19 protein-coding genes and 1 pseudogene are annotated in these 21837 nt (G+C 73.5%); 8 read left to right on the forward strand and 12 right to left on the reverse strand.

The features are described 5' to 3' along the window. Positions 1-6: 6 nt before the first annotated feature. From ABT116_RS04190 to ABT116_RS04215, 6 genes are all read right to left on the reverse strand, one after another. The gene (locus ABT116_RS04190) at positions 7-666 is read right to left on the reverse strand and encodes a hypothetical protein (protein WP_351627518.1); all 660 of its coding nucleotides are present in this window, start codon (positions 664-666) and stop codon (positions 7-9) included. A 441-nt stretch (positions 667-1107) separates the two neighbouring features. Then, positions 1108-1905, reverse strand: a complete 798-nt coding sequence (locus ABT116_RS04195; RefSeq protein WP_031110806.1) for a type III pantothenate kinase — start codon at positions 1903-1905, stop codon at positions 1108-1110. Positions 1906-1919: 14 nt separating this feature from the next. Then, a complete protein-coding gene (nadC, locus tag ABT116_RS04200; RefSeq protein WP_351627522.1) occupies positions 1920-2894 on the reverse strand; it encodes a carboxylating nicotinate-nucleotide diphosphorylase in 975 nt (324 codons plus the stop codon). Positions 2895-2899: 5 nt separating this feature from the next. Continuing rightward, positions 2900-4609, reverse strand: a complete 1710-nt coding sequence (locus ABT116_RS04205) for an L-aspartate oxidase (protein WP_351627524.1) — start codon at positions 4607-4609, stop codon at positions 2900-2902. Next, a complete protein-coding gene (panC, locus tag ABT116_RS04210; protein ID WP_351627527.1) occupies positions 4606-5607 on the reverse strand; it encodes a pantoate--beta-alanine ligase in 1002 nt (333 codons plus the stop codon). The genes ABT116_RS04205 and panC overlap by 4 nt, the downstream gene beginning before the upstream one ends. Beyond that, complete coding sequence (locus tag ABT116_RS04215) at positions 5604-6542, reverse strand: Rossmann-like and DUF2520 domain-containing protein (protein ID WP_351627530.1); 939 nt, start codon at positions 6540-6542, stop codon at positions 5604-5606. The genes panC and ABT116_RS04215 overlap by 4 nt, the downstream gene beginning before the upstream one ends. Positions 6543-6723: 181 nt before the next feature. Between ABT116_RS04215 and ABT116_RS04220 the strand changes: the two are divergent. Next, positions 6724-7905 (forward strand): annotated as a pseudogene (locus tag ABT116_RS04220) (threonine aldolase family protein). Here the strand turns inward: ABT116_RS04220 and ABT116_RS04225 are convergent. Next, positions 7898-8101, reverse strand: coding sequence for a hypothetical protein (locus ABT116_RS04225; RefSeq protein ID WP_351627533.1), 204 nt, complete (start codon positions 8099-8101; stop codon positions 7898-7900). The pseudogene ABT116_RS04220 and the gene ABT116_RS04225 sit on opposite strands and share 8 nt — an antisense overlap. 159 nt (positions 8102-8260) lie before the next feature. Here ABT116_RS04225 and ABT116_RS04230 point away from each other — a divergent pair, with 159 nt between their 5' ends. Beyond that, positions 8261-9367 carry a DUF5937 family protein gene (locus tag ABT116_RS04230; protein ID WP_351627536.1) on the forward strand — a complete coding sequence of 369 codons (1107 nt, stop codon included), beginning with the start codon at positions 8261-8263 and terminating at the stop codon, positions 9365-9367. Positions 9368-9499: 132 nt separating this feature from the next. Here the strand turns inward: ABT116_RS04230 and ABT116_RS04235 are convergent, their stop codons facing one another. Next, positions 9500-10168 (reverse strand): response regulator, encoded by a 669-nt coding sequence (locus tag ABT116_RS04235; protein ID WP_351627538.1) that lies wholly within the window; start codon positions 10166-10168, stop codon positions 9500-9502. Positions 10169-10257: 89 nt separating this feature from the next. After that, complete coding sequence (locus tag ABT116_RS04240) at positions 10258-11451, reverse strand: sensor histidine kinase (RefSeq protein WP_351627541.1); 1194 nt, start codon at positions 11449-11451, stop codon at positions 10258-10260. A 118-nt stretch (positions 11452-11569) separates the two neighbouring features. Between ABT116_RS04240 and ABT116_RS04245 the strand changes: the two genes are divergently transcribed. Continuing rightward, entirely contained in the window at positions 11570-12580 is a 1011-nt protein-coding gene (locus ABT116_RS04245) for an SAM-dependent methyltransferase (protein WP_351627546.1), read from the forward strand. Between the two features lie 25 nt (positions 12581-12605). On the opposite strand, the gene ABT116_RS04250 is transcribed toward ABT116_RS04245, so the two are convergent. Further along, the gene (locus tag ABT116_RS04250; protein ID WP_351627547.1) at positions 12606-13757 is read right to left on the reverse strand and encodes an NADH-quinone oxidoreductase subunit D; all 1152 of its coding nucleotides are present in this window, start codon (positions 13755-13757) and stop codon (positions 12606-12608) included. 31 nt (positions 13758-13788) lie between these two features. Here ABT116_RS04250 and ABT116_RS04255 point away from each other — a divergent pair, with 31 nt between their 5' ends. Together ABT116_RS04255 and ABT116_RS04260 are read left to right on the forward strand one after the other, a co-directional pair. Beyond that, positions 13789-14319, forward strand: a complete 531-nt coding sequence (locus ABT116_RS04255) for a PH domain-containing protein (RefSeq protein ID WP_351627549.1) — start codon at positions 13789-13791, stop codon at positions 14317-14319. Further along, positions 14316-15668 (forward strand): PH domain-containing protein, encoded by a 1353-nt coding sequence (locus ABT116_RS04260; RefSeq protein WP_502983815.1) that lies wholly within the window; start codon positions 14316-14318, stop codon positions 15666-15668. Before ABT116_RS04255 ends, ABT116_RS04260 begins: the two co-directional genes overlap by 4 nt. Positions 15669-15729: 61 nt before the next feature. On the opposite strand, the gene ABT116_RS04265 is transcribed toward ABT116_RS04260, so the two are convergent. Next, positions 15730-17031 carry a hypothetical protein gene (locus tag ABT116_RS04265; protein WP_351627551.1) on the reverse strand — a complete coding sequence of 434 codons (1302 nt, stop codon included), beginning with the start codon at positions 17029-17031 and terminating at the stop codon, positions 15730-15732. A gap of 135 nt (positions 17032-17166) precedes the next feature. Then, positions 17167-18285, reverse strand: coding sequence for an alpha/beta hydrolase (locus ABT116_RS04270; protein WP_351627554.1), 1119 nt, complete (start codon positions 18283-18285; stop codon positions 17167-17169). Between the two features lie 231 nt (positions 18286-18516). Between ABT116_RS04270 and ABT116_RS04275 the strand changes: the two genes are divergently transcribed. The 3 genes from ABT116_RS04275 to ABT116_RS04285 all read left to right on the forward strand — a co-directional run bounded on the left by ABT116_RS04275 (position 18517) and on the right by ABT116_RS04285 (position 21808). Further along, on the forward strand, positions 18517-20352 hold the full coding sequence (locus ABT116_RS04275) for a phosphatidylglycerol lysyltransferase domain-containing protein (RefSeq protein WP_351627557.1): 1836 nt from the start codon (positions 18517-18519) through the stop codon (positions 20350-20352). A 71-nt stretch (positions 20353-20423) separates the two neighbouring features. After that, positions 20424-21305: a dihydropteroate synthase gene (gene folP, locus ABT116_RS04280; protein WP_351627560.1), complete on the forward strand. Its 882-nt coding sequence runs from the start codon at positions 20424-20426 to the stop codon at positions 21303-21305. Next, complete coding sequence (locus tag ABT116_RS04285; protein WP_351627562.1) at positions 21302-21808, forward strand: nuclear transport factor 2 family protein; 507 nt, start codon at positions 21302-21304, stop codon at positions 21806-21808. Before folP ends, ABT116_RS04285 begins: the two co-directional genes overlap by 4 nt. Positions 21809-21837: the final 29 nt, after the last annotated feature.

Consider the following 21837-nt stretch of genomic DNA (forward strand, 5'->3'; position numbering starts at 1 on the left):
GCCACGTCAGCCCGCGGCGAGCTGCTGGGGGTTCGCGGGGGGTGGCGGAGCCGGCTTGCGGCGTGGGAAGACCTCGCCCGGGGTGGGGATCGGGCGGGAGGGCTTCGGGGTGCCGGGGGCGGGGGCCGGGGCGGGCTTGGGGGGCGCCGGCTTGCGTGTGGGCTTCTTCTCGGGCTGCTTCTCCGGGCCGTCCTCGGCGGCGTTCCCGGCGGGGGCGCGGCGGCCGCCGGGGATGGCCAGGAGGCGGGAGCGGGAGCGGCAGCCGGGAACGGCGGCCGCTGGGGCAGGGGCGGCGACGGGGGCGGCCGCGCAGCGGTCCAGGAGGGCCGCCGCGGCGGGATTGCCGCGCAGGGCGCGCAGGGCGGCGAGGTCGTCGGGGAGGGGGCGGTACCCGGCATCCAGGGCCTCGCCCAGGAGTGCGAGGTAGCCGGCGGCGGTGCCGGGGAGGGCGGCGCGGTACCGGCCCAGGTCGGCCACGAGGAAGGCACGCAGCCTGGCCCCCTCCCGCAGCGCCTCGTCGAGCGACTCTGCGAGACGGAGACAGTCCTGGACGTCGTCGGCCGAGGCGGGGGTGGGATGGAGGGCAAGGGCGAGAGCGCGGCGGAGCACACGCAGCTCCTCCGCGCCGAACGCCATGCCGCCGCGGGATCCGTATGGCGTGGGCATGCGGCGACGATACGCGCTAATCAGACAAATCTCACATAGGGGGCGCGTGTGGCGTGGGGGACCACTCGGGTGGGCGGGGTGCGCGTAGCGGCGGGTGCGCGGAGCGCCGGGCGGGGTGCGCGCCTGCGCCTGACGCCGGTGGTGGGTCGGGGCCGCGCCGGGGGGTGTCCGTCCTCGGAACGGCGCGATGGGGTTTCACGCCGACTGACTGTTCGTTGACGCGCCAACCGCTGCGGGCGGACACCCCCCGACACGGCCCCTTGCGTCCGACGGCGGGTGCGGGTGCGTCTCCCGCTCAGCCTGCGGGCATGCGTGCCGCCTGGGGCGGCACGGGTGGGCGTGGGGGTCCCCCCTGCTCGAGCGGAGTCGAGAGCTTGGGGGAGGCACCCCGCTCCGCCGGGCTGCGGACCCACCGCCCCAGCAGCACCGCCGAGCGGCGACTCACATGCGCGACACGTTGCGCTCGTACACCAGCCGCAGCCCGATCAGCGTCAGCCACGGTTCGTGCTCGTCGATCACCGACGACTCGCCCAGCACCATCGGCGCGAGACCGCCCGTCGCGATGACCGTGACGTCGTCGGGGTCCTCCGACAGCTCGCGGGCCATGCGGTTGACCACGCCGTCGACCTGGCCCGCGAAGCCGTAGATGACGCCCGACTGCATCGCCTCGACCGTGTTCTTGCCGATGACGCTGCGGGGGCGGGCCACCTCGATCTTGCGGAGCTGGGCGCCGCGGACGCCGAGGGCCTCGACGGAGATCTCGATGCCGGGCGAGATGACCCCGCCGACGTACTCGCCGCGCGCGCTGACGGCGTCGAACGTCGTCGCCGTGCCGAAGTCGACGACGATGGCGGGACCGCCGTAGAGCTCGACCGCCGCGACGGCGTTGATGATGCGGTCGGCGCCGACCTCCTTGGGGTTGTCCATGAGGATCGGCACGCCCGTCTTGACGCCCGGCTCGACGAGGATGGCGGGCACGTCGCCGTAGTAGCGGCGGGTCACCTCGCGGAGCTCGTGCAGGACCGAGGGGACGGTGGCGCAGATGGCGATGCCGTCGATGCCGTCGCCCAGCTCGTCGCCGAGGAGCGGGTGCATGCCCATCAGGCCCTGGAGGAGGACCGCCAGTTCGTCGGCGGTGCGGCGCGCGTCCGTGGAGATGCGCCAGTGTTCGACGATCTCGTCGCCGTCGAACAGGCCGAGGACGGTGTGGGTGTTTCCTACGTCGATCGTCAGCAGCATGGCCCGTACCGCCCCTACTCCGCCGGCCGCAGGTCCAGGCCGATGTCCAGGATCGGCGAGGAGTGGGTGAGGGCTCCGACGGCGAGGTAGTCGACGCCGGTGTCCGCGTACGCCTTGGCGTTGTGGAGCGTGAGGCGGCCGGAGGCCTCCAGGGCGGCTCGGCCCCGGACGATCGCGACGGCCTCCGCGCACTCGGCGGGCGTGAAGTTGTCCAGCAGGATCAGGTCGGCGCCGGTCTCCAGAACCTCGCGGAGCTGGTCCAGGGTGTCGACCTCGACCTCGATGGGGACGTCGGGGAAGCGTTCGCGTACCGCCTGGAAGGCCTGGGCGACACCGCCCGCGGCGACCACGTGGTTGTCCTTGACGAGGGCCGCGTCGGAGAGGGACATGCGGTGGTTGACGCCGCCGCCGCAGCGGACCGCGTACTTTTCGAGGCTGCGCAGGCCGGGGGTCGTCTTGCGGGTGTCGCGGACCTTCGCCCTGGTCCCGTCGAGGACGTCCGCCCACGCGCGCGTGGCCGTCGCGATGCCCGACAGGCGGCACAGGATGTTCAGGGCGCTGCGCTCGGCCGTGAGGAGGTCGCGGGTGCGGGTGGTGACGGAGAGGAGCTTCTGGCCGGCTTCGACGCGGTCGCCGTCCTCGGCGTGGCGCTCGATCTCCAGCTCCTCCTCGCAGATCACCGAGATGACCGCCTCGGCGACGCGCAGGCCGGCCACCGTGCCCGCCTCGCGTGCGGTGAAGTCGGCCGTGGCCACCGCGTCCTCGGGGATGGTCGCCACCGTCGTCACGTCCACGCCGTGGGCCAGGTCCTCCTGGAGGGCCACGTTGGCGATGTCCTCGACCTCGACGGGGTCGAGACCGGCGTCGGCCAGGAGCTGGGCGAGTGCGGGGTCCAGGCCGCACTCCAGGTATGCCTCGTCGTCCGCGCCGCAGGCGCAGCCGTCTCCGCAGCCTCCGGAGGAGGCGAGGGGAAGGTCGGGGGTGCTCACGTCGGTCACTGCTCCTGGGGGGCCTGGGTCGGGAGGGTCGGGGGGAAGTCTGTGGTGTCCGTGGTGTGCACGGCCAGCGTGCGGTCCGGATTCAGGGTCACGACGATGTGGCGCCGCCAGGCGGTGTCGTCGCGCTCGGGGCGGTCCTCGCGCCAGTGGCAGCCCCGGGTCTCCTCGCGCAGCAGGGCGGCGGCGACCAGGACGCGGGCCACGCACAGCAGGTTGGTGGCCTCCCAGGTGTCGACGCCGGCCTCGGCCGTCCTGCCGTTCTCGGCGAGTGCCTCCCGGGCGTCGGTGTGCAGCCGCTGGAGCTGGTCGGCGGCCTTGGCGAGGGAGCCGGCCGAGCGCAGCACGCCCGCCCCGCCCGTCATGATCCGCTGGATGGCGAAGCGGGCCTGAGGGGTCTGCAGGGGGTGCTCGGGGATCTCCGGGTGCGGGACCGGGTGGGGCACGCGCGCGTGCAGGCCGTTCGCCGCGATGTCGGCCGCGATCCGCTCGGCGTAGACCAGGCCTTCGAGCAGGGAGTTGGACGCCAGGCGGTTGGCTCCGTGCACGCCGGTGCAGGCGACCTCGCCGCACGCGTAGAGGCCCGGGACGGTCGTACGGCCGTGGGAGTCCGTGCGGACGCCGCCGGAGGCGTAGTGGGCGGCCGGGGCGACCGGGATGGGGGCGGTGACCGGGTCGATGCCGTGGGCGCGGCAGGCGGCCAGGATCGTCGGGAAGCGGTGCTCCCACATCTCGGCGCCGAAGTGCCGGGCGTCGAGGTACATGTGCTCGGCGTCCTGCTCCAGCATGCGGCGCGTGATGCCCTTGGCGACGATGTCCCGGGGGGCGAGTTCGGCGAGTTCGTGCTGCCCGACCATGAAGCGCACGCCGTCGGCGTCGATCAGGTGGGCGCCCTCGCCCCGCACGGCCTCGGAGACCAGGGGCTGCTGGCCCTCCGCGTCCGGGCCCAGGAACAGCACGGTCGGGTGGAACTGGACGAACTCCAGGTCGCTGACCTCCGCGCCCGCCCGCAGCGCGAGCGCCACGCCGTCGCCCGTCGATACCGACGGGTTGGTGGTCGCGGAGAAGACCTGGCCCATGCCGCCGGTCGCCAGGACCACCGCGGGGGCGTGGACGGCCCCGACGCCGTCGTGCGCGCCCTCCCCCATGACGTGCAGGGTCACACCGGCGGTGCGGCCCTCGGCGTCCGTGAGGAGGTCCAGGACGAGCGCGTTCTCGACGGTGCGCATGCCCCGCGCGCGGACGGCCTCGACCAGGGCACGGGAGATCTCGGCGCCGGTGGCGTCACCCCCGGCGTGCGCGATGCGGCGGCGGTGGTGGCCGCCCTCGCGGGTCAGTTCGAGGCCGCCCTCCAAGGACTCGTCGAACCGGGCGCCGGTCTCGATGAGGCGGCGTACGGCGTCGGGGCCCTCGGTGACCAGGAGCCGGACCGCGTCCGCGTCGCAGAGGCCCGCGCCCGCGACCAGCGTGTCGTCGAGGTGCTGCTCGGGGGTGTCGCCCTCGCCGAGCGCCGCGGCGATGCCGCCCTGGGCCCAGCGGGTGGAGCCGTCGTCGAGGCGGGCCTTGGTGACGACGACCGTGCGCAGGCCCGCGGCCTCACAGCGCAGGGCGGCGGTCAGTCCGGCGACCCCGGAGCCGACGACGACCACGTCCGCGGTGATGGACCACCCGGGGGCGGGCGCGTGCAGTCGTATGCCTGTGGTGGTCACGAGGCGGCTCCGAAGCTGGTGAAGGTGAGCGGGACGTTGTCGATCAGCCGGGTCGCCCCGACCCGGGCGGCGACGGCGAGGATCGCGTCGCCGGTGAAGTCGTCCTCGATCTCCGTGAAGTCGGACGGGTCGACCAGGGCGAGGTAGTCCAGCGCGAGCGGCGGGTCGAGGCGCGCGGCCTCGTCGAGTACCTGGCGGGCGGCCGCGCGGACGGCCGCCGGGCCGCCCGGGACGGCCGTCGCCACGGCGTGCGCGTCGGCGGCGGCGCGGGACTCCCCTATGGCGCTGAGCGCCTCGGCACGCGCGCGCGTGGCGGGCACCTCGCGGGCCCGGGCCCGCAGCGCCTCCTGTGCGGCATGCCGGTCCTGGCCCGCGAACAGGGCCCCGGACAGAGCGAGGGCGGTGCGTCGCTCGGCGGCCGACAGGTAGCGGTTGCGGCTGGACAGGGCCAGGCCGTCCTCCTCGCGGACGGTGGGCACGCCGACGATCTCCACGCCGAAGTTCAGGTCCCGCACCATGCGGCGGATCAGCGCGAGCTGCTGGGCGTCCTTCTGCCCGTACAGGGCGACGTCGGGGCGGGTGAGGTGCAGCAGCTTGGCGACGACGGTGAGCATGCCGTCGAAGTGGCCGGGGCGGGAGGAGCCCTCCAAGCGCTCGCCCATGGGGCCCGCGGTGATGCGGACCTGGGGCTCGCCGCCCGGGTAGACCTCGTCCACTGCCGGGGCGAACACGACGTCCGCGCCCGACCGGCCGGCGAGCTCGACGTCGGCGTCCAGGGTGCGCGGGTAGCGGTCGAGGTCCTCGCCCTGGCCGAACTGGAGCGGGTTGACGAAGACGGTGACCACGACCTCGCCGTCCGGCCCGGCGATGGTGCGCGCGGTGCGGATCAGTGTCGCGTGGCCCTCGTGCAGCGCGCCCATGGTCATCACCACGGCGCGGCGGCCCGCACGCGCGCGTGCGTGCAGGTCGCCGGCCGTGCTGAGCAGGGTGGTGGTCATCGGGCGTCCCCTTCGGTGCCGTCGGTCCCGTCGGTCCCGTCGGCGAGTACCCCGAGGAGGTCCTCGGCCAGTTCCGGCTTCAGCAGGCCGTGGGCCAGGGCCCGGTCGGCGGTCGCACGGGCCATCGCCAGGTACCCGGCGACGGTCTGGGGGGCGTGCCGGCGCAGCTCCGTGACGTGCGCGGCGACCGTGCCCGCGTCGCCGCGCGCGACCGGGCCGGTGAGGGCCGCGTCGCCGGAGCGCAGGGCGTTGTCCAGGGCCGCGCCGAGCAGCGGGCCGAGCATCCGGTCGGGGGCCGTGACGCCGGCCGCGCTCAGCAGCTCCATGGACTGGGCGACCAGCGTGACCAGGTGGTTGGCGCCCAGGGCGAGCGCCGCGTGGTAGAGCGGCCGGTTCTCCTCGGCGATCCACTCCGGCTCGCCGCCCATCTCGATGACCAGGGCCTCGGCGGCCAGGCGCAGCTCCTCCGGGGCGGTGACGCCGAAGGAGCATCCGGCCAGCCGCTGGACATCCACGGGCGTACCCGTGAAGGTCATCGCGGGGTGCAGGGCGAGCGGCAGCGCGCCCGCGCGCAGGGCCGGGTCGAGGACCCGCGCCCCGTACCGCCCGGACGTGTGCACGAGGAGCTGCCCCGGCCGGACGGATCCGGTGTCCGCGAGGCCGGTGACGAGGTCGGGCAGGGCGTCGTCGGGGACGGTCAGCAGCACCAGGTCGGCCCGCTTCAGGACCTCGGCGGGCGGCATCACCGGCACGTCGGGCAGCAGGTGCGCGGCGCGGCGCCGGGAGGCGTCCGAGACGGCGGAGACGGCGACCGGGCGGTGCCCGGCGAGCTGCAGGGACGCCGCGAGCGCGGGCCCCACACGGCCGGCGCCGACGACGCCGACGGTGAGCCGCGCGGGGCGGTCCCTGGGGTCTGGCTGTGGGGTTGTGTTCACTCGACGGCGGCCTTCCCGTTCCAGTCCGCTCCGGGTACCGGACGATTTCTCGTCATGTTAACGCGATCGGTTCGAGGGGCGTTCGGCCGTCCACAGGCTGTGCATGCCCGTGCGGCATTCCCGTCGGGGCGTCAGGAAATGCGGATGCCCCGCCGCCCGCGCGCGGGGCAGGATCCGGGGCATGACCGATACGGCGGAACGCGGCGAACGGGTGACGGACGAGGAACGGGTCGCACGGCTGCGCGAGCGGCGGATGGCCGCCCATCACAGGGCCCGGCGCGTGTTCGCGCGCTTCGGCTTCCACCAGACCCTCCGGGAACGCCTGGCGCTGCTGGAGGAGGCGGCGGCCGTGCACGACCTCGACCAGTTGTCCGACGTGTACGGCGACGGTGTCGTCGAGGCGCTGGAGACGAAGGTCGCCGGGCTGCTCGGCACCGAGGCCGCCGCGTTCTTCCCGACCGGCACGATGGCCCAGCAGGTCGCCCTGCGCTGCTGGGCGGGCCGCACCGGGAACCCGACCGTCGCCCTGCACGCGCTCAGCCATCCCGAGGTGCACGAGCGGAACGCGTTCAGCGAGGTCGGCCGGCTGCGCCCGGTGCGGCTGACGAGCGAGCCGCGGCCGCCGACCGCCGCCGAGGTGCGCGACTTCGAGGAGCCCTTCGGGGCCCTGATGCTCGAACTGCCCCTCAGGGACGCCGGTTTCGTGCTGCCCTCCTGGGAGGAACTCACCGCGGTCGTCGAGGCCGCGCGGGAACGGGACGCGGTGGTGCACTTCGACGGGGCCCGCCTGTGGGAGTCCACCGTCCACTTCGGCCGCCCGCTGCAGGAGATCGCGGGCCTGGCCGACAGCGTCTACGTGTCGTTCTACAAGTCTCTCGAGGCCTTCGGCGGCGCGGCGGTCGCGGGCCCGAGGGAGCTCGTCGAGGAGGCGAAGACCTGGCGGCACCGGTACGGCGGGATGGTCTTCCAGCAGTTCCCCACGGTGCTGTCGGTGCTGATCGGGCTGGAGCGGCAGCTGCCCCGGCTGCCGGAGTACGTGGCCCACGCGCGCGTGGTGGCCGCCGCGATGCGCGAGGGGTTCGCTTCGACCGGGGTGCCGTGGGCGCGCGTGCACCCGGAGGTGCCGCACACCCACGACTTCCAGGTGTGGCTGCCGTACGAGCCGGACGTCCTCGGGGAGGCGGCGGTCCGCATGGCCGAGGAGACGGGGGTCGCCCTGTTCGGCAATGGCTGAGACCCGGGCGGTCCCGGGCTGGCCCTGACGGAGGTGCATGTGCGGGCCGATGGGCTGCAGTGGAGCGCCGAGGACGTGAAGGCGGCGGTGGCGGAGTTCGTGGCCCGGCTGCCGGAGCGGGTCAGGTAGGGCGCCGCCGCCACCGGCTCAGGGCGTCCCGGAACCGGCGGCGGACCGGTTGGCCCGCGAGGACCGCCCGGAAGTGCCGTTCGTCGCGCCATTCCCGCACGACCTGCCAGTCGTGGGTGCCCGGCGCGGGCGGGGCGGGCTCGCCGAGGGACCGGGCGCGATGGGTGTCGAGGAGGTACTGCTGCGTGATGCTCATGGTGAATCGCCTCTGCGGGACGGGGTGATGGAGGTCCGAAGGCTCCGCGGATGCCCCGGTGGCCCCACCGTGCGTCCGAACCGGGAACGGCGTCGCGTCGATTGACGAGGCCCGTCAATCGGCGGGGGCGTTGTCGGTGGCCGGGTGCACCATGAGGGCATGAGCGTGCACATCGACATCGAGGGGCTGCGGCCCGAGGCGGTCGCCGTCGTGCCGTCGCCCCTGGCCGAGCTCGGCATGGCCCTGCACGCGCTGTCCGAACCGGCGCACCACCCGGGCCTGCAGGGCTGGGTGACGGGGGTGACGGCACGGCTCGACCCGCATCTGGCCGACCGGATGTGCGAGGCGGACTTCCTGTGGCGGACGACGTTCTCGGACCTGTTCCTGCCCTGGGCGGGCCTGCCGGACCGGCGCACGCTCCCGGGCGCGACCCTCGCCGAGGAGCTGGACCAGCTCGACAAGCTGTCCGACGAGCAGTTCGTGGACTCGGCACTGGAGTTCACCTGTGGCACCTGCTACGGCGACTCCGGATCGACGACGCTGTCCGACCCGGAGACGCGCCGCCGGGCACTGGAGCTGGCCGCCGCGCGCGGACCGCGGCAACTGCGCTTCGGTGAGCGGCTGCTGGCGGACCCGCCCAGAATCCGGGCCTGGCTGCGGCAGTTCCTGCGGGACTGCGAGGAGGCGTTCTTCGCGGAGGCCTGGTCCCGGCTGCGCCACCAGCTCGCGGCGGACGCCCGGCACAAGACGGACCTGCTGCGACGCAAGGGCCTGGCCGAGGGGCTGGCCGCAGTGTCGCCGGCGATCACGCTCGACGCGGCGGGCACCCGGATCACGGTCGACAAGCTGGGCGACGGCCGTACTTCCACGGGCGACGGCGGCCTGCTGCTCGTCCCGACGAGTCTCGGCTGGCCGCATCTGATGGTCCTGCACCGGTACGGCTGGCAGCCGGTGCTGCACTACCCGGTGGGCTCCCCGGAGCTCGCCGCACCGCAGGCGCTCGAACAGCTGGCCCTGCGGATGACCGCGCTGTCCCATCAGGTGCGGATGCGCATGTGCCGCCATCTGGCCCGCAGCGCGCACACCACCAGCGAGCTGGCGCAGGTGCTCGGCATGACGGCGCCGGAGATATCCCGGCATCTCGCCGTGCTGAAGAAGGCGGGCCTGATCACCACGCGCCGCCGCGGCCGCTACGTGCTGCACCAGCTGGACGTGACGGTGGTGGCCCGGCTCGGCAGCGAGTTCCTGGAAGGGATTCTCAGGTAACCGGCCCGCGCCGACGGGTCAGCGGCCAAGGGCCAGCCACCCACGCCGGCCCACGCCGACGGCTCGGCGAGTCCGGGTCAGCGCAGTCGCGTCGGCGCGTCCGGGTCAGCACAGCGGGCCCGGCCGGACAGGTCAGCCGTGCCCCCCGGCCCGCACCAGCCCCGTCTCGTACGCCAGCACCACGACCTGCACCCGGTCCCTGAGCCCGAGCTTGGTCAGGATGCGGCCCACGTGCGTCTTCACGGTCGCCTCCGACAGCACCAGCCGCGCCGCGATCTCGCCGTTGGACAGGCCCTGCGCGACCAGCACCATGACCTCGCGCTCACGGTCGGTGAGCCGCTCCAGCTCCTTGTGCTGGGGCTGCTGGGTGCCCGGCAGCATCGGTGCGAAGCGGTCCAGCAGCCGCCGGGTGGTGGAGGGCGCGACGACCGCGTCCCCGCTGTGCACGGCCCTGATCGCGGTCAGGAGCTCGGCCGGCGGGACGTCCTTGAGCATGAAGCCGGAGGCACCCGCCTTCAGCCCGGAGAAGGCGTACTCGTCCAGGTCGAAGGTGGTCAGGATGAGCACCTTCGGCGGGTCGGTGTCCGCGCAGATCCGGCGGGTCGTCTCCACCCCGTCGAGCTTCGGCATGCGGACGTCCATCAGCACCACGTCGACCTCGGTCGTCCGCAGTTCCTGGAGGGCCTCGACACCGTCCCCCGCCTCCGCCACGACCTCCATGTCCGGCTGGGCGGCGAGCACCATCCGGAACCCGGTGCGCAGCAGCACCTGGTCGTCGACGAGCATCACGCGGATCGTCATCGGGCCTCTTCCATGTCGGGGTCGTCCACAGGGGTCGATTCAGGTCGTTACAGGTCGTTACAGGTGTCGGCGAGGGGCGTGCGGCGGCGTCAGTGCGCAGGTTTGAGCGGCAGCAGGGCACTGATGCGGAATCCTCCGCCCGGGCGCGGGCCCGCGTCCAGGGTGCCGCCGACCATACCGACCCGCTCGCGCATGCCGATCAGGCCGTGGCCCTGCCCGTCGAACCCGCCCTCCTCGTACAGCTCGTGCGGCGCGCCCTTGCCGTCGTCCTCGACGAGCAGGCCGAGGCCGTCGTCGAAGTAGACCAGCCGCACACTCGCGCCCGCGTTGGGCCCGCCGTGCTTGCGGGTGTTGGTGAGCGCCTCCTGCACGATGCGGTAGGCGGTGAGCTCGACGCCGCTGGGCAGCGGGCGGGGCGTGCCCTCGATCTTGAAGTCGACGGGCAGTCCGTGTCCGCGGCACTGCTCGACGAGGTCCTCGATCTGCTGGACGTCGGGCTGCGGTACGTACTCGCCGGCCTCCTGGTGCTCCCCGGTGCGCAGCACGCCGAGCAGGCGGCGCATCTCGGCGAGGGCCTGGCGGCCGGTGGAGGAGATGGTCTCCAGGGCCTTCTTCGCCTGGTCGGGCGCGGCGTCCAGGACGTAGGCGGCACCGTCGGCCTGGACCACCATCACCGAGACGTTGTGCGCGACGACGTCGTGCAACTCGCGCGCGATCCGGGCCCGTTCGGCGGCGACGGCGACCTTGGACTGTGCCTCGCGCTCCTTCTCCAGGCGGGCGGCCCTCTCCTCCAGCTGCGCGAAGTAGGCGCGGCGGGTGCGGATGGAGTCGCCGAGCACCCAGGCGAGGGCGAAGGGGACGGTCTGCAGGACCGCCAGGGCGATGTCGCCCGCGACCCCCGTCTGCTCGTTCGACCAGCGCAGCTGCGCCAGAGGGGCCGCGCACAGGCCGGCGACCAGCGCGAAGCGGGAGGCCCAGCGGGCCCCTTCCCCCGCGACGGTGTAGACGATCACCAGCATGGCGAAGTCGGCGGGCAGGATCGCCACGTCGGTGACCAGCTGCGCCACACCGACCGCCGCCGCGAGCAGCAGCATCTTCTCCGGCATCCGGCGGCGCAACGCGACCACCAGGCTCAGCGCCACCGTGATCGGAAGGACCACGGACCAGGGGCCGACCCGCTCGGCCGCCGCCCCGCCCAGCACCGAAATCCCGAGGAGAACGACGGCCCAGGTGCCGTCGACCCACGTCGGGTGCCTGCGGAGGAAGTCATAGAGGCGCTGCACGTAACCCAGCGTAGGGAAGCGCGATAGGTGCAGGGGTCAACCGGAGGGCCGATCCGCACCCGGCGCGCATACTCCGCAAGGTGGAGTTGCGTTCGTTCTGTCCACATAGCCTGGCCCGGTGACGGCAGGGACGAGGGACGAGCGGCACGAGTGGCATGAGTGGCGTGGGTGGCGTGCGGCGGCGCACGACGCTCTGTACGCGCCGGGGGGCTTCTACCGGCGCACGGAGGGACCGGCCGGGCATTTCCGGACGTCCGTGCACACGTCGCCGCTGTTCGCGGGGGCCGTGGCCCGGCTGCTGTGCCGGGTCGACGAGGCGCTGGGGCGGCCCGCGGTGCTGGACTTCGTCGACATGGCGGCCGGGCGGGGCGAGCTGACGAGCGGGGTGCTCGCCGCTCTCCCCGCCGACGTGGCGGCACGTACGCGCGCGTACGCCGTCGAGATCGCCGAGCGGCCTGCGGGGCTCGATCACCGGATCGAGTGGCTGGCCGCGCCCCCGGAGGGGACGACCGGGCTGCTGTTCGCCAACGAGTGGCTGGACAACGTGCCGGTGGAGGTCGTGGAGGTGGACGCCGCGGGCGTCGCGCGGCTGGTCTTGGTCCGGGAGGACGGGACCGAGCGGCTCGGGGAGCCGGTGGGCGGGGCGTCGGCGCGGTGGCTGGAGCGGTGGTGGCCGCTGCCCGGCGAGGAGGGGCTGCGCGCCGAGATCGGTCTGCCCCGGGACGAGGCGTGGGCGGCGGCGGTCACGACGCTTCAGCGGGGGCTCGCCGTGGCCGTGGACTACGCGCACACGGTGGACACCCGCCCGCCGTTCGGCACGCTCACCGGGTTCCGGGAAGGACGCGAGACCACACCCGTCCCGGACGGCTCCTGCGACATCACGGCCCATGTCGCCCTGGACGCGTGCGCCCTGCCCGGCGGACGCGTGCTCCCCCAGCGCGAGGCACTGCACGCCCTGGACGTGACCGGCGCACGCCCCCGGCTCGCGCTGGCCTCCACCGACCCCGCCGCATACGTACGCGCCCTGGCGAGCGCCGGAGAGGCCGCCGAGCTCACCGCGGCGGGCGGTCTCGGCGACTTCGGCTGGCTGGTGCAGCCGGCCGGGATCGCGGACCCGTTCCCCAGGTGAGCCCCTGCTTTTCCCGAGTGAGCCCCTACTTGTCGATGTCCCCGACCACGAAGAACATCGACCCCAGGATCGCCACCATGTCCGCGACCAGCGTCCCCGGCAGCAGCTCCGTCAGCACCTGGATGTTGTTGTACGACGCCGAGCGCAGCTTCAGCCGGTACGGGGTCTTCTCGCCCTTGCTGACCAGGTAGTAGCCGTTGATGCCGAGCGGGTTCTCGGTCCAGGCGTACGTGTGCCCCTCGGGTGCCTTCAGGACCTTCGGGAGCCGCTGGTTGACCGGCCCGGGCGGCAGCTCGGCCAGCCGGTCGAGGCAGGCGTCGGCCAGGTCCAGCGCGTTGTGCGTCTGCTCCAGGAGGCACTCGAAGCGGGCGAGACAGTCGCCCTCCTGCCGGGTGACCACCTTCAGCGTGTCCTGGAGGTCGCCGTAGGCGAGGTACGGCTCGTCCCGGCGCAGGTCGAAGTCGACGCCCGAGGCCCGCCCGATCGGCCCGCTGACCCCGTACGCGTGCACGGCCTCCGGGGTGAGGACGCCGACGTCCCTCGTGCGGCCGCGGAAGATCTCGTTGCCGAGGACCAGGTCGTCGAAGCGGTCCATGCGGGAGCGCACGTCGGCGACGGCGGTGCGTGCGCGCGTGGTCCACCCGGCCGGCAGGTCCCCCTTGAGGCCGCCCACGCGGTTGAACATGTAGTGCATCCGCCCGCCGGAGATCTCCTCCATGACGTGCTGGAGCTCCTCGCGCTCCCGGAAGGCGTAGAAGATCGGGGTGATCCCGCCGAGCTCCAGCGGGTACGAGCCGAGGAACATCAGGTGGTTGAGCACCCGGTTCAGCTCGGCGAGCAGCGTGCGCAGCCACACCGCGCGCTCGGGCACCTCCATGCCGAGCATCCGCTCCACGGCGAGGACCACGCCCAGCTCGTTGGAGAACGCCGACAGCCAGTCGTGCCGGTTGGCGAGCATGATGATCTGGCGGTAGTCGCGCGCCTCGAACAGCTTCTCCGCGCCGCGGTGCATGTAGCCGATCACCGGCTCCGCGTGCCTGATGCGCTCGCCGTCCAGGACGAGCTTCAGCCGCAGCACGCCATGGGTGGAGGGGTGCTGCGGCCCGATGTTGAGCACCATGTCGGTGCTCTCCGCGGCGCCGCCGATTCCGACCATGGTCTCCGTCGTAGGAGTCATGAACACAGTCTCTCCTACGTACGCTGGCCCCATGGATACGGGGAGTCCGCACGAGGTGGGGCCGGACGGGACACAGGGCACGGTCGAGGCGGCCGGGGGCGAGCCGGTGTGGATCGCGCTGCCGCCCGGCCTGCTGAGGATGCGCCGGCTGCTGCTGGTGGTGTGGCTCGGGCTGATCACCCTGGCGGCCGGGCTGCTGCCGGGGCTGCTGGCCGGGCCCGCCTGGGCCGCCTTCGCGCTGCCGCCGCTGGCGCTGCTGGCCTGGGGCTGGGTGATGGTCGAGCGCAACTGGCGTTCCTGGCGGTACGCCGAGCGGGCCGACGACCTGCTGATCAGCCGGGGCGTGCTGTGGCGCGAGGAGACGGTCGTGCCGTACGGGCGGATGCAGCTGGTCGAGGTCACGTCCGGGCCCGTCGAACGGCACTTCGGGCTGGCCAGCGTGCAGCTGCACACGGCCGCCGCGGCCACCGACGCGACCATCCCCGGCCTTGACCCGGCCGAGGCGGAACGGCTGCGCGACCGGCTCACCGAGCTGGGCGAAGCCCGGTCGGCGGGACTGTGACGGCGCCCGGGGCCGCCGAGGCCTCAGGAGCCGCCGAGGCCTCGGGAGCCGCCGCCGAGGTGACCGAGCGGCGGTTGCACCCCGTGACACCGCTGCGCCGCGCGTGGGCGCCGGTCGCCGTGCTCATCGGCTGGGCCGTGCACGACCCCGACGGGGCGCAGCGCCATCTGACCCGGCTGACCACGACCACCCTGCTGATCGGCCTCGCCGTGCTCGTCCCGGCCGCCGCCCTCTACGGTTTCTGCTCCTGGTGGTTCACGCACTTCGCGGTGACCGGGACCGAACTGCGCATCCGCACCGGGCTCGTCTTCCGGCGCACCGCGCACATCCGGCTGGAGCGGATCCAGGCCATCGACGTCACCCAGCCGCTGCTGGCCCGGGTCGCGGGCGTCGCCAAGCTCAAACTCGACGTCATAGGCACCGACAAGAAGGACGAGCTGGCCTTCCTCGGCGCGGACGAGGCGCGGACGCTGCGGGCCGAACTGCTCGCCCGGGCGGCCGGTTTCGCACCCGAGACCGCGCACGAGGTCGGCGAGGCCCCGTCCCGGCAGCTGCTGCGGGTGCCGCCGGGCGTGCTCGCGCTGTCGCTGGTGCTGACGGGCGCGACCTGGATGTCACTGGCCGCGGCGCTCGTCGTCCCGCCGGTGCTGTGGCTGGTCACCCACAGCCTGTGGACGGTCCTCGCGGTCGCCCTGCCGCTGCTGGGCGCGGCGGGTGCGAGCAGCGTGGGGCGGTTCGTCGCCGAGTACGACTGGACGGTGGGCGAGTCGCCCGACGGGCTGCGCATCGACCACGGGCTGCTGGACCGGGCCCACGAGACGGTGCCGCCGGGGCGCGTGCAGACCGTGCGGATCGTGGAACCACTGCTGTGGCGGCGGCGCGGCTGGGTGCGCGTGGAGCTGGACGTGGCGGGCTCGTCCAACTCCGTGCTGGTGCCGGTCGCTCCGCGCGAGATCGCCGAGGACGTCGTCGCGCGGGTGCTGCCGGGGGTGAGCGTGCCGGGGCCCACGGCCCTGTCACCGGCGCCGCGCGGCGCCCGCTGGTGCGTGCCGCTGTGGTGGCGCGGGTACGGACTCGCCGTCACGGACGCGGTGTTCGCGTCCCGGTCCGGGCTGCTGCGGCGGAGCCTGGCGCTGGTGCCGCACGCCAAGGTGCAGAGCGTGCGGATGACACAGGGGCCGTGGGAGCGGGCCCGGGGCGTCGCGGACGTCTGTGTGGACACAGGCGCGAACAAGACGGTGCGGGCCCGGCTGCGGGAGGCCGGTGAGGCGCGCGAGCTGCTGGCGGCACAGGCGGAGCGGTCCCGTACGGGGCGCAGGGACGCGCGGCCGGACCGCTGGATGGCATGACGGTCGAACAGCCGAGGGCCCCCCGGCCGTAGCCGAGGGGCCCTTCGTCACATCACAGGCCTCAGGACACCGCGCTGCGCAGTCCCTGTACGTCGATCTGCTCCGTCTCGTCGTGTGCCGTCAGGTCGATGACCTGGCCGATGCCGCGCGACTCCTCGTCGGCCGGCTTGTAGCGGGCCTCGCTCTCGGCCTTGTGCAGGGCGAGCGCCTCCTGGCCGACGACATCGGCGAGGTCCTCGTTCTGCACGGCCTCCAGGGCCGCCCTGGACGTACCGGCCTTCGTACCGAAGAAGTCGAACCCGCCCCCGGCCGGCGGACGCCGCACCGGCGACTGCGGCGGCACGGCCACGGCGGTCGGCACGGTGTAGTGCCCGGAGAGCCGGCCCGCGGGCTGCTCGGCCCGGGCGGACCGCTCGGGGCTGACGGGCGGTTCGGCCGGGACCGACTGCTCGGGCCGTGCGGACTCCGGGAGTTGCCCCGTCTCGGTCTCGCCGGCCACCGGAACGGAGGTTCCAGCCGCCGGAACGACCGGTTCGGCCGCCGCGCGCTCGTGGCCGTCGGCCGCCTCGGGCCGCTCCTGCGCCTCGTCCTCCTGCGCCTGCTCCCGCTGCTCCGCCTGCTCCTGCGCGGCCTCCGTGTCCTCGTCCTTGTCCTTGTCCTCGTCCTCGTCCTTCGGCACGCCGTCACCGTCGCCGTCGCCGCCGCCGTCCGGGTCCGGAACCGTCTCACCGTCGAACCGGGCGAGGGCGGCCGCGGCCCGCAGGAACAGCCGGGAGCCCTCCGGCGAGAACACGGCGGGAACCGCGGGCTGCTCCTCGGCGGCGAGAGCCGCAGGCACCTCGTCCGGCTCCGGCGAAGTCTCCTCCGCGTCCGACGCCCCCGCCGGCAGCGCGGCCCGGACCGGAGCCGTCGCCTCTATCTCGAGGACCCGGCGATCCTCCAGGACGCTCGCGCGTTCGGCCTCCGCCGTGGCGTACCGGCGCAGCAGCGCGGCGTGCTCGTTGCGCAGTCCGGCCAGTTCCGTGCGCTTGGCGCGCAGCCGCTGCTCCAGCTTCCCGCGCAGCTCGCGCGACTCCTCGAGGTCGGCCTCCAGTTCGGCCACGCGTTCCTCGAAGCGCCACTCGTCGCTCGCACGCGCGCGCGTGAGGTCGGCGACGCGCTTGCCCGCCTGGGTGTCCCAACGGCGCAGCACGACCGCGCCGATGACCGCCGTCGCCGCGGCGGCCGCGGCCAGACCGCGGAGCACCATCGGCTCCGTGAACACCCAGGGCCCCAGGGCGCAGACGAGGGAGACGCCTGCGATCGCCGACGGGGGCAGCATCCTGTGCAGGGGCGGGGAATGGCGGTGACGTCCACGTGGCATGGCCAGAAACTTACCGCGCGTAGGCGAATCATGGTGACCCACCCCGCAAAAACAAAGCCACACCGAAACGTTCACACCACTTCAGAACTCGGGAACAACCGGAATCGATCGCTCACCCAATTCCCAAGATCATTCTCAGGGCCCGATCAGCCGCTCGCTCATCCACTCCAGCGCCGCCGGAATCTCCCGCCGCCAGGTGTTGAAGTTGTGCCCGCCGCTTTCGAGGATGATCGAGGAGATCCGCGTCCGCCCGGTGCCCTCCACCCGCTCGATGAACCTCAGCGTGTCCTTGTAGTTGGTCTCTCCCTGTTTGCTGCTGCTGACCAGCAGCGACGTATCGGGAGCGGGCTCGTGCGCGAGGTACCACTGCAGGTCCGCGCGATTGCGCAGTGCCTTGTCACCCTGGAAGAGATCACCTGTCGTGGCATCGATCGGCGCCTTGTAGTAAGCCGACAGGCCGGCCCCGGCGGCGTACACACCGGGATGGTGCAGGGCGATCTTCAACGCGCAGTAACCCCCCGTGGAGTTGCCGATGATGCCCAGACCGCCCGGCTTTTCGGCCACCCTGTAGTGCGTGCGCAACGCGTCGGGGAGATCCTTCGCGAAGAACGACTCGGTCTGCGGACCGCCCGGGATGTCGACGCACTCCGTGTCCCGGGGCGGCGCCACCGTGGGCCGCAGCATCACGAGGATCATCGGCCTCGCCCGGCCCGCCCGGGCCAGTTCCAGAGCCGTACGCGGATAGTGCAGCTTCTCCACCAGCGCCGACGCGGTGCCGGGATAACCCGTCAGCACGACGGCGGTGGGAAACCTGTGGGTGCGGTACCGCGGCTGGAAGTACTCCGGCGGCAGATAGACGTACGCGGGCGTGGCGATGTGCGTCGTACGGCCCACGATGTCGACCCGCTGGACCCGGCCGCCGGACTGCGGCAGCGCACCGCCCGCCCCCGGCACCCGGCGCGAGCCGACCACCTCCAACGGGCCCCCGCCGGACGGGTGGTCGACGACCACGCCCTGGTCCTTCTCCTGCCCGAACAGGTCCGCCCAGCTCGCGTAGAACCCGAAGGACTGGTTGGCGGCCAGTCCCACCGCGGCGAACAGCGCCACCTGGGTGCCCAGCAGCAGGGCGACCCGCCCGCTCACGGCACGCAGGCTGCGCCGGGCCAGCCGTGGCCACAGCCAGACCGTGCCGGTGAACAGCAGCACGGCGGACAGCACGGCCAGCCCCAGCACTTCGTCGCTCGTCAGACCCATGGGTCGGTCACCTGTCCGCGCTCTCCGTCCGGACCCGTCCCCCTCACACCTTCGCAAGGGCTTGTCCCGGACTTTCCTCGGCCTTTGAAACGGCTTTGACGTGGGGAGTGAACCTCTCCCCCCGAGACACCGTCCTAGAGGGCGCAATGTCGCCGGATGCCCGAATCGGCACCGGATCCAAGGTCTCTCGCAGAACTACGGGATGCGATGTCTGTCAGGACAGATGAGGAAATGTCGGGCGAGGTTCCGCGTCGCAGCAGCGGTGCGGCCCGTCCGGGCCGGCTGAGCCGGATACTGAGCGGGCCACGCCCCGAGGCCGTCCCCGTCCTCGTCGGCAGAGCCTGCGCCCTGGTGGGCGTCCTGGACATCGCCGCGGGCGTCTTCCCCCGCTTCCGGCACAGCAGGATGCACGCCATCGCCGAGGTCCTGCCCGGCGCGCTCGGCCCGTTCGCGGCCGCCCTGTCCCTCAGCACCGGCGTGCTGTTGCTGCTGCTCGCCCACGGCCTCAAGCGCGGCAAGCGCCGGGCCTGGCGGGCCGCGGTGGCGCTCCTGCCCGCCGGTGCCGTCGCCCAGTTCACCTACCGGCACTCGCTCGTGGGCGTGCTGATCTCCCTGGTACTGCTGGCGCCCCTGCTGCGCCACCGCGACCAGTTCAACGCCCTGCCCGACCCGCGCAGCCGCTGGAAGGCCCTCGCCAACTTCGTGCTCATGAGCGCCGGTTCGCTCGCGCTCGGACTGCTCGTCGTCAGCGTCCACAGCGGGCGCATCGTCGGCGACCCCAGCCTCGCCGACCGCATCACCCACGTCATCTACGGCCTGTTCGGCTTCGAAGGCCCGGTCGACTACCGGGGCGACACCTCCTGGACCGTCGCCTTCTCACTCGGCGCCCTCGGCCTGCTCACCGCCGTCACCACCATCTACCTGGCCTTCCGCCCCGAGCACCCGGCCGCACGGCTCACCGAGGAGGACGAGGCCCTGCTGCGCGCCCTGCTGGACAAGCACGGGCGCCGCGACTCCCTGGGCCACTTCGCGCTGCGCCGCGACAAGGCCGTCGTCTTCTCCCCGAGCGGCAAGGCGGCGGTCACCTACCGCGTCGTCTCCGGCGTGATGCTCGCCAGCGGCGACCCGATCGGCGACGTCGAGGCCTGGCCCGGCGCCATCGAACGGTTCATGGACGAGGCCAGGGCCCACTCCTGGACCCCCGCCGTCATGGGCTGCTCCGAGACCGGCGGCGAGGTGTGGACCCGCGAGACCGGGCTCGACGCCCTCGAACTGGGCGACGAGGCGGTGGTGGACGTCGCGGATTTCTCTCTCGCCGGCCGCGCGATGCGCAACGTGCGCCAGATGGTCAAGCGCATCGAGCGCGCCGGTTACGAAACCCGGGTACGACGTGTCCGTGACCTCGGCGAGGCCGAACTGGAGCGCATCCGCCGCGCCGCCGACGACTGGCGCGGCACCGACACCGAACGCGGCTTCTCCATGGCGCTGGGCCGGGTCGGCGACCCCGCCGACGGCGACTGCCTCATCGCCACCGCCCACAAGCAGGACGACCACCCGGGCCCCTACGGCGATCTGAAGGCGATCCTGCACTTCGTGCCGTGGGGCCTCGACGGCGTCTCCCTGGACCTCATGCGCCGCGACCGCTCCGCCGACCCCGGCATGAACGAACTGCTCATCGTGGCCGCCCTCCAGGCCGCCCCCAAGCTGGGCGTCGCGCGCGTGTCCCTCAACTTCGCCATGTTCCGCGCGGCCCTCGCACGCGGCGAGAAGATCGGCGCCGGCCCGGTGCTGCGCGCCTGGCGCGGACTGCTGGTCTTCCTCTCCCGCTGGTTCCAGATCGAGTCCCTGTACAAGTTCAACGCCAAGTTCCAGCCGCGCTGGGAACCGCGCTTCGTCGTCTACCGGGCCTCCGCCGACCTGCCCCGGATCGGGTTCGCCGCCATGCAGGCCGAGGGCTTCGTCAACCTCGCCCTGCCCCTGCCGCGCTTCCTGCGCCGCCGGCGCCTGGCCACCCCCCGCCCGTGCGCCCACGGCACCCCGACGGAACGGGACGTCCGTGCGGCGTGAGGCCGCCCCGCCCGGGACCGTCGCCCGGGCCGCAGCGCCGGACGGCCCCCGCCGGGGCCTACGCTGAACATATGAGCAACCAGAGCGGACGCGGGCGCGTGGCGGGCCTACCGGAACGGGACCGCTGCGCGGTCATGGGAGTCGTGAACGTCACCCCCGACTCCTTCTCCGACGGCGGCCGCTTCTTCGACACCACGGCCGCCGTCAAACGCGGCCTCGACCTGGTCACCGAGGGCGCGGACCTGGTCGACGTCGGCGGCGAGTCCACCCGCCCCGGCGCCACCCGGGTCGACGAGGACGAGGAACTGCGGCGTGTCATCCCCGTCGTCCGCGGCCTGGCCTCCGAGGGCGTCACGGTCTCCGTCGACACCATGCGCGCCTCCGTCGCCGAACGGGCCCTCGCGTCCGGTGCCGCCCTCGTCAACGACGTCAGCGGCGGCCTCGCCGACCCCCGCATGATCCCGGCCGTAGCCGACGCCGGAGCCCCCTTCGTCGTCATGCACTGGCGCGGCTTCCTCCAGGGCGGCAACGTCCGGGGCGAGTACGCCGACGTCGTCACCGAGGTCGTCGACGAACTGCACGCGCGCGTGGAGGCCGTCCTGGCCGGCGGCATCGCCCCCGACCGCGTCATCGTCGACCCCGGCCTCGGCTTCTCCAAGGACGCCGAGCACGACCTCGCCCTCCTCGCGGGCCTCGACCGGGTCCTGGCCCTCGGCCACCCGCTGCTCGTCGCCGCCTCCCGCAAACGCTTCCTCGGCCGGGTCCTCGCCGGCCCCGACGGCCCCCCGCCGCCCGCACGCGAACGCGACGCGGCCACCGCGGCCGTCTCCGCGCTCGCGGCGCACGCCGGCGCATGGGCGGTCCGCGTCCACGAGGTGCGCGCCACCGCGGACGCCGTACGGGTCGCCCGCGCCATCGAAGGAGCACGCACCGGCGCAGAAGGAGCCCGGTGAGCGCCCCGCACACCGACGTCGAACAGGTCGAGGCCGCCAACACCGCCTTCTACGAGGCACTGGAGCAGGGCGACTTCGAGGAACTGGCGTCGCTCTGGCTGACCCCTTCCGACCTGGGCGTCGACGAGACGTACCACGACCCGGCCGACACCGGCGTGGTCTCCTGCGTGCACCCCGGCTGGCCCGTGCTCACCGGCCGCGGCGAGGTCCTCAGGTCGTACGCGCTGATCATGGCGAACACCGACTACATCCAGTTCTTCCTCACCGACGTGCACGTCTCCGTCACCGGCGACACCGCCCTGGTCAACTGCACCGAGAACATCCTCAGCGGCGGCCCCGCGCCCGAGGGCGCCGGCGAGGAGCTCGGCCCGCTCGTCGGACAGCTCGTGGTCGCCACCAACGTGTTCCGGCGCACGCCCCAGGGGTGGAAGATCTGGTCGCACCACGCTTCCCCCGTCCTGGCGGAAACAGACGAGGACGAGCAGGACGACACCCCCGCCTGAGTGGGTACGCGCCAGGAAGTGGTTGGAAT

Source organism: Streptomyces sp. NPDC002130 (assembly GCF_040296465.1).
In the GTDB taxonomy this organism is placed as follows: domain Bacteria; phylum Actinomycetota; class Actinomycetes; order Streptomycetales; family Streptomycetaceae; genus Streptomyces.

What these genes read in the sequence shown, in the direction of transcription:
- ABT116_RS04270 (WP_351627554.1), bottom strand. Translation starts at nt 18,285, where the DNA reads ATGGGTCTGACGAGCGACGAAGTGCTGGGGCTGGCCGTGCTGTCCGCC.
- ABT116_RS04230 (WP_351627536.1), top strand. Translation starts at nt 8,261, where the DNA reads ATGAGCGTGCACATCGACATCGAGGGGCTGCGGCCCGAGGCGGTCGCC.
- ABT116_RS04225 (WP_351627533.1), bottom strand. Translation starts at nt 8,101, where the DNA reads ATGAGCATCACGCAGCAGTACCTCCTCGACACCCATCGCGCCCGGTCC.
- ABT116_RS04195 (WP_031110806.1), bottom strand. Translation starts at nt 1,905, where the DNA reads ATGCTGCTGACGATCGACGTAGGAAACACCCACACCGTCCTCGGCCTG.
- ABT116_RS04275 (WP_351627557.1), top strand. Translation starts at nt 18,517, where the DNA reads ATGTCGGGCGAGGTTCCGCGTCGCAGCAGCGGTGCGGCCCGTCCGGGC.
- ABT116_RS04235 (WP_351627538.1), bottom strand. Translation starts at nt 10,168, where the DNA reads ATGACGATCCGCGTGATGCTCGTCGACGACCAGGTGCTGCTGCGCACC.
- panC (WP_351627527.1), bottom strand. Translation starts at nt 5,607, where the DNA reads ATGACCACCACCCTGCTCAGCACGGCCGGCGACCTGCACGCACGCGCG.
- ABT116_RS04190 (WP_351627518.1), bottom strand. Translation starts at nt 666, where the DNA reads ATGCCCACGCCATACGGATCCCGCGGCGGCATGGCGTTCGGCGCGGAG.
- ABT116_RS04265 (WP_351627551.1), bottom strand. Translation starts at nt 17,031, where the DNA reads ATGCCACGTGGACGTCACCGCCATTCCCCGCCCCTGCACAGGATGCTG.
- ABT116_RS04255 (WP_351627549.1), top strand. Translation starts at nt 13,789, where the DNA reads ATGGATACGGGGAGTCCGCACGAGGTGGGGCCGGACGGGACACAGGGC.
- folP (WP_351627560.1), top strand. Translation starts at nt 20,424, where the DNA reads ATGAGCAACCAGAGCGGACGCGGGCGCGTGGCGGGCCTACCGGAACGG.
- ABT116_RS04250 (WP_351627547.1), bottom strand. Translation starts at nt 13,757, where the DNA reads ATGACTCCTACGACGGAGACCATGGTCGGAATCGGCGGCGCCGCGGAG.